Below are 12,831 nucleotides of genomic sequence, written 5' to 3' on the forward strand. Positions count from 1 at the left end.
TACGCTCGAAGGGTGGATCCGAAGACCAGAAACCGCATCATGGCCGCCGTGCTCGTGCTCATGTTCGTCGTCGTCGCCGTGGCAGCCGCCGTCGGACACTGACGCGCGGCTGAGGCCGGCGGCGAAGGCGCCGCGGCGGGCGGCGTGCGGGAGGGCGGTGGAGACGTACCCCCTTCTTCGCCCGGGAGCGCCGGTCGCCACGCATCGTCCGCGGACGGCGTCTCAGCGGGCGAAGGCCGACGCCGCCGCCCCGGCGAACGCCCACCGCGTCGAACGGGGACGGGGCAACGGCGGCTCTTACATGCCGGACGGACGGTCCGTCAGACCGTCCTCACCAGGCGAACGCCTCCGGCGACGGCCCCGGCCCCGGGAAGATCTCGTCGAGTGAGGCCAGCAGCTCCGCGGAGAGGTCGAGCTCCAGGGCCCGCAGCGCCGAGTCCAGCTGCTCCTGGTTGCGCGGTCCGACGATCGGCCCCGTCACCCCCGGCCGGGAGAGCAGCCAGGCCAGACCGACCTCGCCCGGCTCCAGGCCGTGCTTGTCGAGCAGGTCCTCGTACGCCTGGATCTTCTCGCGCTGCGCCGAGTTCTTCAGCGCGTCCGCGCTGCGCCCGGAGACCGAACGCCCCGCCGTGCCCTCGCGCTCCTTCTTCAGCACACCGCCCAGCAGACCGCCGTGCAGCGGGGACCACGGGATGACCCCGAGGCCGTACTCCTGGGCGGCCGGGATGACCTCCATCTCGGCGCGGCGCTCGATCAGGTTGTAGATGCACTGCTCGCTGACCAGGCCCAACGAGCCGCGCCGGGACGCCAGTTCATTGGCCTGGGCGATCTTGTAGCCGGCGAAGTTCGACGAGCCCGCGTAGAGGATCTTGCCCTGCTGCACCAGGACGTCGATCGCCTGCCAGATCTCCTCGAAGGGGGTGTTCCGGTCGACGTGGTGGAACTGGTACAGGTCGATGTAGTCCGTCTGGAGCCGCTTCAGCGAGGCCTCGACCGAGCGCCGGATGTTCACGGCGGAGAGCTTGTCGTGATTGGGCCAGGCCTCGCCGTCGGCGCCCATGTTCCCGTACATCTTGGTGGCCAGGACCACCTTGTCGCGGCGTTCGCCGCCCTTGGCGAACCAGGTGCCGATGATCTTCTCGGTACGGCCCTTGTCCTCGCCCCAGCCGTAGACATTGGCGGTGTCGAAGAGGTTCAGGCCCGTGTCCAGCGCCGCGTCCATGATGGCGTGGCTGTCCACCTCATTGGTCTGCGGGCCGAAGTTCATGGTGCCGAGGACGAGGCGGCTGACCTTGAGTCCGGTGCGTCCGAGCTGCGTGTACTTCATGGACACCAACCCAACGCCTTCGAGTCCGCTCGAAGCAAGGGCGACCCCGAACGCGCCCTGCCCCCGGCGGAGCACCGGGGGCAGGGGCGTCATGCGCAGGAGCGACCGAACGTCTCAGGCGGTCACTTCAGGTACACGATCCCGTCGGTGGTGACCGTCGGCCGGCCCGACGTGGCCACGACGACGATCTTGACGGTGTGCTTGGCACTGCTGGTCCAGTTCTGCGTCCACAGGGCGTCGCGGTACTTGGTGGTGCTGGACTTCAGGTCCACCGTGGACACCTTCGCGCCGTCCACGTAGACGTACACCTGGCCGGAGGTGGCGGCCCTGGAGACGACCAGGGCGACCGAGCGGCCGGTGAACGTCCAGCTCAGGCTCGCGTTCTTGGTCGAGCTGGAGTACGACTTGCCGCCGAGGTAGCTGGACGAGGACTTCGTCGTCCAGGTGCCGGTCTTCGTCGCCGAGCTCTCCTGGACGATGACCGGTGTGCCGGAGACGGACGCGGCGGCGGTGTTGCCCGCCTGGTCGTACGCGGTCATGGCCCAGCTGGTCGCCACCCCCGACTTCGCGGTGTGCGAGGCGCTGGTGGTCGTCGGTCCGTAGGTCTTGGCGACCGGGGCGGTGAGCCTGACCTCCTTGAGCGAGGCGGCGTCGGTGGCCTTCCACTTCAGGGTGACCGGGACGGCCGTGGTGTCCACCGTGCCGGTGCGCAGGGCCAGATTGGGCTTGGTGGTGAAGGCGGGCGCCGTCTGGTCGGCGACCACGGTGGCCGCGGCGGACGTGCTGACCTTGCCCGACTGGTGGGTGGCGCGGACCTCCACCTTGTGGGTGCCGACGGCCAGCGTGGCCTTGGCCGAGGTGGCGGTGCCCGCGGTGGTGGCGACGGACTTGCCGTCGACCAGCAGCTCGTACTTGGAGACGAACGCGCTCGGGGTGGTCGCCGACCAGCCCACGGTGACCGCGGACTTGGTGTAGTACGTCGTGCCCGAGAGCCCGGCGCCGGTCACCGACGTGATGGCCAGTCCGGTGACGGGTCCCGCGGCGAGGCTGCGGATCGCGGGGAGCTGTCCGTACAGCTTGGTGCCGGGGCACTCGGTCGCGAAGCCGTCGCGGTGGCCGGAGATCTGCTTGAAGGAGTACTGCGTACCGGCGGTGAACTTGGTGCCGGCGAGGTTGCCGCCGGTGGCGCCCGCGGTGAGCATCGTGCTGCCCGCCGGGTCGCCCTTGTACTGGCCGAGCTTCCACGCGGCGATCCGGGCCACCGAGGTGGTCGCCGCGCTCGGGGCGGCCGAGTCCGTGTACGTGCCGAGGACCGCGATCCCGGCCGTCTGCCGGTTGAAGCCGTAGGTGTGCGCGCCGAAGACCGGCCGGTCCACGCCGCCCTTACGTCCCTCGAAGATCGTGCCGCACTTGTCGACCAGGAAGTTGTAGCCGATGTCCTTCCACTTCTCGCTCTTGACGTGGTACGCGTACACGCTGCGCACGACGGCCGCGGAGTCGGCGCACGAGTAGGTGTTGGTCCCGGCGGTGTGGTGGACGAAGACGGCCTTGACGGTGTCGGTGTACTCCGGCGCCTCCGGGCTGATCGACTCGTCGGCGCCCCAGCCCGCACGCGGGGTGATGGGCGGCTTCGGCACGGTCGACGGCGGCGCGGGCGGCAGGGTCTCGGCCGGGGACGAACTGACCGACGGCGAAGGGGTCGGGCTCGCCGGGGGAGTCGTGACGTCCGGGGCCGGGGTGGACGGGGACGGCGACGCCGGTTCGGTCGGCGGGACCTCGGCGGGCGGTTCCGTGGCGTCGCCGGGCGCGGGCGGCTCGGGTGTGACCGGGGCCGAAGGGTCGTCGGTCGGATCGGTCGAGGGGGAGTCCGCGGGAAGGTCGGCGGCGAAGGCGGCGGGGTCCGCGTTCAGGGTGCCGCTCCGGCCCGGGTCCACGGTGTCCAGCCGCAGCCCCGCGGGCAGCTTCGTGGAGACCTTGCCGCCCGCGTTGATCCGTACCTCGACGCCGTTGGACGGGCCGACCCAGCGCGGCTCGGTGCTTCCCCGTACGCCGGACCGGCCGGTCTCCGCGCGCCCGTCGACGTCGGTTTCGAGCGGCAGCCACGACGTCCACTTCCCGTCGGCGGCGGACCGGGTGCGTACCTCCACGGCTCCGCCGACCTTGGCCGCCGGGTCGGTCCAGGTGACCCCCAGCATGCTGAAGGGCTTGGTGTCCCGCTTGCCGAGCACGGCGGTGGTGCCGTCGCCGTCGACCTTCAGCGCGGTCGCGCGCACATCGGTCCTGGCCGGGCCGGACTTGGCGTCCGAGTCCACCGAGGGGTTGCCCGTCACTCCCTCGAACACCAGCACACCCGCCACGGCGGACGTCGCCACGGCAGCCGTGATCCAGATTCTCTTCTTCGATCTCAAGTCGTACCCCAGGGATCGTGTGGACTGTCGTTTCGTCACACGCTGCGTCAGGCGGCAGCACCGGTCGTCACAAGACCAGTGGGGGGTACGAGTGCTACCGCGCGCACACAGCGGAGTCACAGCTTGCCATGTCCGGACGCCGCCGTGTCTACGCGGGTGGCACCGGGCTCGTCCGGGGAGCGCCGGGTGGTACGTCAGGGACGCTCCGGCCGGGTCCGGACCGCGAACCGGTCCAGAGCCGCCAGCACCGCCCGGCTCGTCGCCGGGCCGCCCAGATGCCCCGAACCGTCGATCACGGTCAGTTCCGCGTCCGGCCACGCCTTCGCCAGTTCCCACGCGGTGATCAGCGGCCCGCCGAGGTCGAACCGCCCGTGCACCAGCACGCCCGGAATCCCCGCCAGCCGCCCCGCGTCCCGGATCAGCTGCCCCTCCTCCAGCCAGGCACCCTGGGAGAAGTAGTGCGAGCAGATCCGCACCAGTGCCTGCCGTGCCCGGTCGGGGCGCCCGCTGTACGGCGGCGGTCCGGTGTTCGTCTCCTGGGAGAGCACCGCGTCCTCCCAGGCGCACCAGTCGGCCGTCGCCTTCTCCCGTACACCGGCGTCGGCGCTCTCCATCCGCCGGGCGTACGCGGCGAGGACGTCCGCCGTGGCATCGCTCGGGGCCTCCGGCACGCCGGCCCGGAACAGGTCCCACGCCTCGGGGAAGATCTGTCCGGCGCCCCGGTACAGCCAGTCGATCTCGCTGCGCCGGGTCGTCGTGACCGCCGGAATCACGATCTCGGAGACCCGTTCGGGGTGCTGCTCGGCGTACGCGAGGATCAGCGTCGAACCCCAGGACCCGCCGTACAGCAGCCAGGTGTCGATCCCGAGATGGTCGCGCAGTCGCTCCATGTCGGCGATCAGCCGGTCGGTCGTGTTGAACCGCATGTCGGTGGCGGGGTCGCTCGCGTGCGGGGTGGAACGGCCGCAGCCCCGCTGGTCGAAGAGGACGACGCGGTAGCGGTCCGGGTCGAAGTACCGCCGGGGCCGGTCGGTGCACCCCGACCCCGGACCGCCGTGCACGACGAGCGCGGGTCTGCCGCGCGGATTGCCGCACACCTCCCAGTACACGAGGTTGCCTTCCCCGACATCGAGCATTCCGTGCTCGTACGGTTCGATCGGCGGGTACTTCTCGTCGGGCTTGCGGTCCATGGCGCGGTGGCTCCTCGTCCCTGCCGGCGGATCTGCGGGCAAAGGGGCCAGCGTAGGCCGGGCGTAGCCTGAGCGCTGTGAATTCCGCACCCCGGGCACTGGCCGTACTGAATGATCTGCTCGCCACCGCGTCCCCCGAGCAGCGCGGCGCCTTGTGGCAACTGGCCGAACGTGGGCGCGAGTTGGACGCCAATCTGGTACGCCTTCCGCCGGGCGCCGAGGTCGGCGAGCATCAGGAGGACGTCCTGGACGTCCTGTTCGTCGTCGTCGCGGGCAGCGGCCGGGTCGTGGCCGGGGGCGACGTGACGGACCTGACCCCGACCACGGTCGTCTGGCTGCCCCGTACCTCGCGTCGCGCGCTCGTCGCGGGGCCGGAGGGGCTGGCGTACGTGACCGTCCACCGCCGCCGCCCCGGGCTGATGATCAAGTCCGCGGCCCCACCCGTGGCCGCGCCCTCGACGGCGTACGAGGGCGGCGAGGCGCCCTGCATGCTGGACCGGGTCTGCCCCGGGTGCGGCGGGCTCTCGCAGGACCCCGAGCCGGTCTTCTGCAGCCGGTGCGGGGAGCGGTTCGCGCAGGGGTGAGCCCGCGGTTCCGGGCGGTCGAGCGGTGGTTCGGACCGCCCGGAACGTGCGGACCGCCCCGCATGAGGACATTGGCTTGCGGACATTAGCTCGCATACGGAGCTAAAATGGGCAGGTGGCGGCGGGTGATCTCCCCGATGAGCTCGCCGGACTCCTGCCCCGCATCCAGAGGCTCGCCCGGCGACGCCTGTGGAGTGGTCTGAGCGCCCCCCGGGTGCGTGGGGCGCACGCTGAGCTGCTGCGGCTGGTGGCCGCCGAGCCCGGCATCCGGGTCTCGACGGCCGCGCACCATCTCTGTCTCGCGGCCAACTCGGTCAGCACCCTGGTGAACCACCTCGTCGCCGAAGGACTGCTGCGCAGGGAGAAGGACCCCGGCGACGGACGCGCCGCGCTGCTGTACCCGACCCCCGCGGGGGCCGGGAGGCTGCGCGACTGGCACGCCCGCCGCGAGGCGCTCTTCCGCGAACACCTGGCCGGACTGGACGCGGCCGACCGGGCGGCACTGACCGCCGCGCTCCCGGCCCTGCGCCGACTCGCCGACTCGCTGCGCGAAGGAGATGAGATCGCGTGACCACCCAGACCACGCCCGCCCTCAACTGCACCGGACTGAGCTACAGCTTCGGCGACGCGAAGGCCGTCGACGGCCTGGATCTGCTGGTCCGTCCGGGGGAGGTGTTCGGCCTCCTGGGGCCCAACGGCGCGGGCAAGACCACCACCCTGCGCGCGATCACCACACTGCTGCCCGTACCGCCCGGCGTCATCGAGGTGTTCGGCCAGGACGCGGCCCGGCACAGGATGGCGGTGCGGCGCCTGCTCGGCTACGTACCGCAGCAGCTGTCGGCCGATGCGAGCCTCACCGGCCGGGAGAACGTCCAGCTCTTCGCCCGCGTCTACGACGTGCCCCGCCGCCGGCGCGCCGCACGGGTCTCCCAGGCCCTGGACGCGGTCGGCCTCGGCGAGGTCGCGCACCGGCTCGTCGGCACGTACTCCGGCGGCATGGTCCGCCGCCTCGAACTCGCGCAGGCCCTGGTCAGCGCGCCCCGGCTGATGATCCTGGACGAGCCCACCATCGGCCTGGACCCGATCGCGCGGGACAGTGTCTGGGACCGCATCACCGAGATACGGATCTGCACCGGCATGACCGTGCTGGTCACCACCCACTCCATGGACGAGGCCGACCAGCGCTGCGACCGGCTCGCGCTGATGCACCTCGGCCGGCTGCGCGCGCTCGGCACCCCCGCCGAGCTGAAGAAGGAACTCGTCGTCCACCGCCGGGACTCCGGCGAGACGGGCCTGCCGCCGCCGTCCCTGGAGGACGTCTTCCGGTACCACTCCGGGCGCGGACTGGACGACCCCGGTTCCGGCTCCGGTTCCGACGAAGGAAAGGGAGCGTTCCGAGATGTCCGCCGTACCCGTCGCACCGCATCCCGCCTCGGCTGAGTCCGGCCCGCCGGAACAGCGCTTCGCACTGCTGCTGACCCCGCCACCGCCCCGCAGAGGCTGGCGCGTCGTACCGGCGAGGGTCGCCGCGATGTGCGCCGTCGAACTCCAGAAGCTGCTCCACGACCGCACCGAGATCTACACCCGTGCCGTCCAGCCCGCCCTCTGGCTGCTGATCTTCGGCGAGACCTTCTCCCGCATCCACGCCATCCCCACCGAGGGCGTCCCCTATCTCGACTTCCTCGCGCCCGGCATCATCGCCCAGTCCGCCATGTTCATCGCGATCTTCTACGGCATCATGATCATCTGGGAGCGCGACTCCGGCGTCCTCACCAAACTCATGGTCACCCCCACGCCCCGCACCGCCCTGGTGACGGGCAAGGCCTTCGCCGCCGGGGTGAAGGCGGTGATCCAGGCCGCGGTCGTCATCGTGATCGCCGCCCTGCTGGGCGTGGGCATGACGTGGAACCCGCTGCGACTGCTCGGCGTCGTGGTGGTGGTCGTGCTCGCCTCGGCGTTCTTCTCCTGCCTGTCGGTGACGATCGCCGGGATCGTCCTGACCCGCGACCGGCTGATGGGCATCGGCCAGGCCATCACGATGCCGCTGTTCTTCGCCTCCAACGCGCTCTACCCGGTCGCGCTGATGCCCGGCTGGCTCCAGGCCGTCAGCAGGGGCAACCCGCTGAGCTACGAGGTCGACGCCCTGCGCGGACTGCTCATCGGCACCCACGCCCACCTCGGCCTCGACTTCGCGGTCCTCGCCTTCGCGGCACTGGTGGGCATCGTCGCCGCCGGTTCACTGCTGGGCCGCCTCGCCCGTTGACCGGCCGGTCGCCGCGACCTCGTCGCGCGTCCCCGCTGCCCGCCGTGGTGTCCAGTGCCGAGCGGCGGAAAGCGGCACACCACCGGCCCCGCGCCGACATGGCCGGATCGGCAGGTGCGCTTGTCCGCCGAAGGAGCGTCCGCCCCTGATCCAGGCCCCTCCCGGCCGGAAAATCAGGTGGAGGTGCGCGGTACGGGCGGACATGATGGCGCAATGACCCCTCATGGTGGGCCCGTGGAGGCCCTGCTCGTCGTGGACGTCCAGTCGGCCGCGGTCTCCGGCGACCGGGCTGTTCCCGAGGCGGCCCGGCTCGTGGACCGGACGGCGGACCTGATCGCACGGGCGCGCAGGAGCGGGGCGCTCGTCGTCCACATCCAGAACGACGGGGCGCCGGGGGCGGGCGATGAGGCGCATACGCCGGGCTGGGAGCTCCATCATCCCGTCGAGGCCGGTCCCACCGAGGCCGTGATCCGCAAGACCGAGGACGACGGCTTCGACGGAACCGCGCTGGGGGGCCTGTTGACCGACCGGGGGATACAGGCACTCGCCATCTGCGGTGTGATGTCCGAGATGTGCGTCCAGGCGACCGCCCGCACCGCCCTGGCGCTGGAGTACCGGGTCGTCATGCCGCACGACGCCCACGCGACGCACGACATCCCGGCGGCACCCGGGATCAGTGACGCGGTTCCGGCCGCCGCGGTCTCACGGGTCGCCGAATGGGCCCTCGGCAGCGAGGTCGAGGTTGTCGCGCACGCCGCGGACGTCGCTTTCACCGTGCCGCCCCGCCGCCACTGAGGCGTCAAGTCGCTTGCACGCATGGGTAGTTCACTGCTCACTGGCCTTTTCCGGTCCGTGGTCGGACGGACTCCTCGTCCTGGGAACCGCGGCGCTCGATCCTGTCGTCCTGTCGTGCGCGCGCCACACCCACATGCACACACCCAAGGAGCACCATGAGCGTCAACGGCAGCACGCGGTCCCCGGGCGGCAGCCGGAACACCGTTTCCTCGCGGCGCGGTTCTCGTACGGCTCTCCCGGACTGCGCGAAGGCGGTGCTCGCCCTCGCGCTCGTCCTGGGGGCCGCCACCGCCTGCAGCCAGTCGTCCGGCGGCGGGAGCCACGCGGCCAAGGACTGGAAGGTCGGCGACTGTGCCGGGCCCGACCGCAGTGAGTCGAAGGACGGCTACCAGGCCCTGGGCTGCGACGACTCCAAGGCGACGATCAAGGCTCTCGAAATCAAGGACGGTGCCCTGTTCGCCGATTCCATCCAGTGCCCGCCGGGTACGGACACGATCATCTCGGTGAAGGTCTCCTTCGGCTCCGGCGACGCCAGTGCCGGGATCCCCAGCAAGACCATCTGCGGCCGCAACCTCTCCGGCGACCACCCCGGTGACCCGGGAGCGGGCGGCGGCCAGTTGGTGAAGGGCGACTGCGTCGACGACCAGGCCAAGGAGGTCGCCTGCGGCCGCGGGGGCAGCGGTGTGGCCAAGGTGCTCGGTCTGACCAAGAAGGCCGCCGAATGCCCGTCCGGGACCGACAAGCCCATGGAGCTGTTCCCGAGTCCGGGCCGCCCGTACGACACGATCTGCACCACCCGGGCCTGACGGTCCGCTGCCGGGCACGCCCCGACCGCGCCCCGTCCCCGGACACACCACGGCCGGTGAAGCCCGCGCTTCACCGGCCGTGCGGCGTCCGCCGGCACCTCACGACACAGGAGACCGGCCGCTGCCCGTCCCGGTCGCCGGGCCGCGACGCTCAGCGGCGCCGCGGAACAGGGCCGTCCAGAGGAACGGCTCGCCGAAGTGCGGGGACTCGGGCGGTTCGTCGCGCATGCGGCGCAGTTCGAGCTCCGTCAGGTCGGAGAAGATCGCGCGCAGCGACTCCGGCGTGTAGGCGAGGCCGCCATGGAGGCCGTCGGTCCGGTCGTAGAAGGAGGCGTCGGGGAGTTCGGATCCCATGCCCGTCTCGCCGGCCGCGAAGCAGGTGAGGGCGAGGTGGCCGCCGGGGGCCAGGGACCTGTCGAGGAGGGCGAGGTAGCTGATGCGGCGGTGCGGCGGCAGGTGGTGGAAGCAGCCGGAGTCGTAGATCAGGTCGTACGGGCCGGTCAGCTCGGTCGCCGCGAGCGCGAAGGCGTCGCCGCAGTGGAAGCGGATCTCGGCCCCCGCCTCGCGGGCGCGGTCCCCGGCCCACGCGAGGGCCGCCGGGGACAGGTCCACCGCGTCGACCTCGAAGCCCAGGGAGGCGAGATGAACGGCGTTGCGGCCCGGACCGCAGCCCAGGTCCAGGGCGCGGCCCGGGGCGATCAGGCCGCGTTCGACGTACGAGACGAGGTTCTCGTCGGGCTTCGCCACGAAGAACGGAACGGGCTTCGTCCGGTCCGCGTAGAAGCTGTCCCACCACGAGGCCCCGTCGGCCGTCCACCGGTCGGCCTCCCGGGTGAAAAGGCCGTCCAGAAGGTTGAGTAGGTCATCCACCGTACGTATGTTCCGGTCCACGCGGATCCCCTTTCCAGGAGGGGAAATCGTAGATCCGCCGGGTGGTGGAGCCCAGTTCGTGACGTGCCGGCCGAGGCCGCCCGTGGATGCCCGGCGACGCCGGACGGGCGGTGAGGCAACGTCCCCTCATGTCCGGCCTCTTCGCGCGCGGAGTCGTCCGCGAGGGGGCGTGGAGGGGGTCGTTTCGGGTCCGGCGGGGGGTGTTTCTTCGGCGGTTCTCCGTGTCGCGTCCGCGCGCCGGATACGTGCCACGAAGGCGCGGGCGGAGACACGGGCGGCGACACGGGTGGAGTCACGGGCGGAGGGGCGGGCGGAGGCACGGGCGGAGGGGCGGGCGGAGGCACGGGCGGCGGCTCGGGCACCTCCCGGAGTCCAAAATTCAGACCGTAGCAGCAACGGTTCGATGGGCAATCGGACTTGACCGAAGGTGCCGTCCTACGCGTGGTCGAGGGCGTGGCGGAGACGCCACCGGCGGCGCGGAGCGTGGAGAGTGGGGGCAGCGGTACGGACGACGAAGGAGGACCGATGGTGGGTGTCGTGGCGAACCAGCGGAACGGGGCGGCCGGACAGGCCATGGAGGGGCCGGGGGCGCGGGACCGACTCCTGCGCGCCGGACGCCAGTTGTTCGCCGCGTACGGGTACGCGCACACGAGCATCGAGGACCTGTGCGAGCAGGCGAAGGTGCCCGTCCACATCTTCCAGCAGGAGTTCGTCTCGCGGGAGGTACTCCTGATGGCGATCTACGACGAGCTCGCGACCTACGGGCTGCGCGCCGCCGAGAACGCCCTGATGGCCGAGGGCATGGAGGACTGTCCGACGGCGGAACGGGTCCGGCTGCTCTTCGACGCCTACGTGAAGGCGGTCACCGAGGATCCGTGCGCGGCCAGGGTGGCCTTCGTCGAGGCGCTGGGGGTCAGCCGGGAGGTGGACAACCACCTCGCGACCTGGCGGGCGATGTGGATCGAGTTCCTGACCTCCGAGGCCGAGCGTGCCGTTCGCCGGGGCGAGGCGGTGCCGAGCGACCACCACGTGACCGTCACCGTGCTGAACCACTCGGTGGACGAGCTCATGGCCCACCACGGCCGCCGCCCCCGCCAGGTCAACGCCGCGTGGCTGACCGATGAGCTGACCCGGCTCTCGCTGGCCATGATCCTGCCGTCCTGACACACCCCGTTGCCGGGACGGCAAACGCGGACGGCAAATAATGGCGGCATGGATGAAGACGCGGAGCACGCGGACCGTACGGACGACGAGATCTCGAACGTACTGACGGGCGTCGGGCCGCGGTTGCGCGCCCTGCGCCAGGAACGCGGTACGACCCTGGCGCAGCTCAGCGAGACGACCGGGATCTCGCTGAGCACCCTCTCGCGCCTGGAGTCGGGCGGCCGCAAACCCACGCTCGAACTGCTGCTGCCCCTGGCCAAGGCGTACGGCGTCCAGCTCGACGAACTCGTCGGTGCCCCGCCCACCGGCGATCCGCGCATCCACTTCCGCCCCTTCACCCGGGACGGCATGACGTTCGTCCCGCTGACCCGGCACCTCGGCGGGCTGTACGCGTACAAGCAGATCCTGCCCGGCGGGCGCGGCGCCACCGGCGAGCTGGAGCAGCGGGTGCACGAGGGATACGAGTGGGTGTACGTACTGGCCGGGCGGCTGCGGCTGGTGCTGGGCGAGCACGATCTGGTCCTCAAGGCGGGCGAGGTCGCGGAGTTCGACACACGCACACCGCACGCCTGGGCCAGCGCCGGGCCCGAGCCGGTCGAATTCCTCAGCCTCTTCGGTCAGCAGGGCGAGCGGATGCACGTCCGGGCCCGGCCCTCGGGGCGGTGAGGCACCGGCGGCTGCGCGCGGGGGCGGCGGACAGGCGCTACGGGCGGGCCGTGTACGGGCCGCCCAGGCCCCATGCCTGGTGCATCGCGTCGGCGAACGCCGCCGCCAGCCGGTGTTCGCCGCTGGGACCGGGGTGCGTCCCGTCGTACGTGTCCCGGTGGATGTCGTACCCCGGCGGGCGGGAGGCCAGCAGGATCGGGGACATCGGGTCGTCGAGGTCGGCGACGGCCTTCGCGAGGAGTTCGTTGAAGCGGTCGCACTCGGCGGCGAACGGGGCGTCCGACTCGGCCCGTACGTTCGGTATCACCGGCAGTAGCACCATCTTGACGTGCGGGTTCGCGGTGCGGGCCGCCGTGATGAACGCCCTCGCGTTCACGGCGGTCCGGCCGCTGTCCGTATAGAACCCGAGGTCTATCAGGCCGAGCGAGACGAGCAGGACGTCCGTGCGGTGCTCGGTGACGGTGTCGGCGATCACCGGGGCCATGTGCAGCCAGCCCTCGCCCCAGCCGGCCAGATGGGTACGGGCCCCGACCGGGAAGTCCGGTGCGCCGTACGCGTACGAGACAGGGGTGTTCGTCCCGGTGTCGTACAGCTCGCTGCGCGGGCCGACGATCGCGAACGGGGTGCCGAGGGCGGAATCCAGGTGCTGCCACATCCGGTAGCGCCAGGTGAAGTCGCCGGCGCGGCCGATCGTCATGGAATCGCCGACAAACGTGAAACGCATGGCGTCATCATCG

General features: G+C 71.6%; 13 protein-coding genes. 8 read left to right on the forward strand and 5 right to left on the reverse strand.

The genetic code is table 11. The features are described 5' to 3' along the window. Positions 1 to 331: 331 nt before the first annotated feature. The 3 genes from ACZ68L_RS15480 to pip all read right to left on the reverse strand — a co-directional run bounded on the left by ACZ68L_RS15480 (position 332) and on the right by pip (position 4,925). Positions 332 to 1,327, reverse strand: coding sequence for an aldo/keto reductase (locus ACZ68L_RS15480; protein ID WP_469577315.1), 996 nt, complete (start codon positions 1,325 to 1,327; stop codon positions 332 to 334). A gap of 122 nt (positions 1,328 to 1,449) precedes the next feature. Beyond that, positions 1,450 to 3,735: a peptidoglycan recognition protein family protein gene (locus ACZ68L_RS15485; RefSeq protein ID WP_469577316.1), complete on the reverse strand. Its 2,286-nt coding sequence runs from the start codon at positions 3,733 to 3,735 to the stop codon at positions 1,450 to 1,452. A 194-nt stretch (positions 3,736 to 3,929) separates the two neighbouring features. After that, a complete protein-coding gene (gene pip / locus ACZ68L_RS15490; RefSeq protein WP_469577317.1) occupies positions 3,930 to 4,925 on the reverse strand; it encodes a prolyl aminopeptidase in 996 nt (331 codons plus the stop codon). Between the two features lie 77 nt (positions 4,926 to 5,002). On the opposite strand from pip, the gene ACZ68L_RS15495 reads away from it, so the two are divergent. The 6 genes from ACZ68L_RS15495 (at position 5,003) to ACZ68L_RS15520 (ending at position 9,373) form a co-directional block, all read left to right on the forward strand. After that, positions 5,003 to 5,509, forward strand: a complete 507-nt coding sequence (locus tag ACZ68L_RS15495) for a hypothetical protein (RefSeq protein ID WP_469577318.1) — start codon at positions 5,003 to 5,005, stop codon at positions 5,507 to 5,509. A gap of 115 nt (positions 5,510 to 5,624) precedes the next feature. Continuing rightward, positions 5,625 to 6,080, forward strand: a complete 456-nt coding sequence (locus tag ACZ68L_RS15500; protein WP_469577319.1) for a MarR family winged helix-turn-helix transcriptional regulator — start codon at positions 5,625 to 5,627, stop codon at positions 6,078 to 6,080. Next, on the forward strand, positions 6,077 to 6,949 hold the full coding sequence (locus ACZ68L_RS15505; protein WP_469577320.1) for an ABC transporter ATP-binding protein: 873 nt from the start codon (positions 6,077 to 6,079) through the stop codon (positions 6,947 to 6,949). Before ACZ68L_RS15500 ends, ACZ68L_RS15505 begins: the two co-directional genes overlap by 4 nt. Beyond that, complete coding sequence (locus ACZ68L_RS15510) at positions 6,909 to 7,772, forward strand: ABC transporter permease (protein WP_469577321.1); 864 nt, start codon at positions 6,909 to 6,911, stop codon at positions 7,770 to 7,772. Before ACZ68L_RS15505 ends, ACZ68L_RS15510 begins: the two co-directional genes overlap by 41 nt. Before the next feature lie 213 nt (positions 7,773 to 7,985). Further along, positions 7,986 to 8,567, forward strand: coding sequence for an isochorismatase family protein (locus ACZ68L_RS15515; protein WP_469577322.1), 582 nt, complete (start codon positions 7,986 to 7,988; stop codon positions 8,565 to 8,567). A gap of 155 nt (positions 8,568 to 8,722) precedes the next feature. Next, complete coding sequence (locus tag ACZ68L_RS15520; protein WP_469577323.1) at positions 8,723 to 9,373, forward strand: hypothetical protein; 651 nt, start codon at positions 8,723 to 8,725, stop codon at positions 9,371 to 9,373. Between the two features lie 99 nt (positions 9,374 to 9,472). On the opposite strand, the gene ACZ68L_RS15525 is transcribed toward ACZ68L_RS15520, so the two are convergent. Then, entirely contained in the window at positions 9,473 to 10,264 is a 792-nt protein-coding gene (locus ACZ68L_RS15525; RefSeq protein ID WP_469577324.1) for a class I SAM-dependent methyltransferase, read from the reverse strand. Positions 10,265 to 10,789: 525 nt separating this feature from the next. Here ACZ68L_RS15525 and ACZ68L_RS15530 point away from each other — a divergent pair. Then, the gene (locus ACZ68L_RS15530) at positions 10,790 to 11,428 is read left to right on the forward strand and encodes a TetR/AcrR family transcriptional regulator (protein WP_469577325.1); all 639 of its coding nucleotides are present in this window, start codon (positions 10,790 to 10,792) and stop codon (positions 11,426 to 11,428) included. A gap of 48 nt (positions 11,429 to 11,476) precedes the next feature. Then, positions 11,477 to 12,094 carry a helix-turn-helix domain-containing protein gene (locus tag ACZ68L_RS15535; protein WP_469577326.1) on the forward strand — a complete coding sequence of 206 codons (618 nt, stop codon included), beginning with the start codon at positions 11,477 to 11,479 and terminating at the stop codon, positions 12,092 to 12,094. Positions 12,095 to 12,131: 37 nt separating this feature from the next. Here ACZ68L_RS15535 and ACZ68L_RS15540 read toward each other — a convergent pair whose 3' ends face one another. After that, a complete protein-coding gene (locus tag ACZ68L_RS15540) occupies positions 12,132 to 12,818 on the reverse strand; it encodes a GDSL-type esterase/lipase family protein (RefSeq protein WP_469577327.1) in 687 nt (228 codons plus the stop codon). Positions 12,819 to 12,831: the final 13 nt, after the last annotated feature.

This window comes from Streptomyces sp. NPDC104309, from assembly GCF_055584025.1.

Excerpts from the sequence above, each read along its gene's own strand:
- ACZ68L_RS15480 (WP_469577315.1), bottom strand. The coding sequence starts at position 1,327 with ATGAAGTACACGCAGCTCGGACGCACCGGACTCAAGGTCAGCCGCCTC.
- pip (WP_469577317.1), bottom strand. The coding sequence starts at position 4,925 with ATGGACCGCAAGCCCGACGAGAAGTACCCGCCGATCGAACCGTACGAG.
- ACZ68L_RS15510 (WP_469577321.1), top strand. The coding sequence starts at position 6,909 with ATGTCCGCCGTACCCGTCGCACCGCATCCCGCCTCGGCTGAGTCCGGC.
- ACZ68L_RS15515 (WP_469577322.1), top strand. The coding sequence starts at position 7,986 with ATGACCCCTCATGGTGGGCCCGTGGAGGCCCTGCTCGTCGTGGACGTC.
- ACZ68L_RS15520 (WP_469577323.1), top strand. The coding sequence starts at position 8,723 with ATGAGCGTCAACGGCAGCACGCGGTCCCCGGGCGGCAGCCGGAACACC.
- ACZ68L_RS15530 (WP_469577325.1), top strand. The coding sequence starts at position 10,790 with ATGGTGGGTGTCGTGGCGAACCAGCGGAACGGGGCGGCCGGACAGGCC.
- ACZ68L_RS15535 (WP_469577326.1), top strand. The coding sequence starts at position 11,477 with ATGGATGAAGACGCGGAGCACGCGGACCGTACGGACGACGAGATCTCG.
- ACZ68L_RS15540 (WP_469577327.1), bottom strand. The coding sequence starts at position 12,818 with ATGCGTTTCACGTTTGTCGGCGATTCCATGACGATCGGCCGCGCCGGC.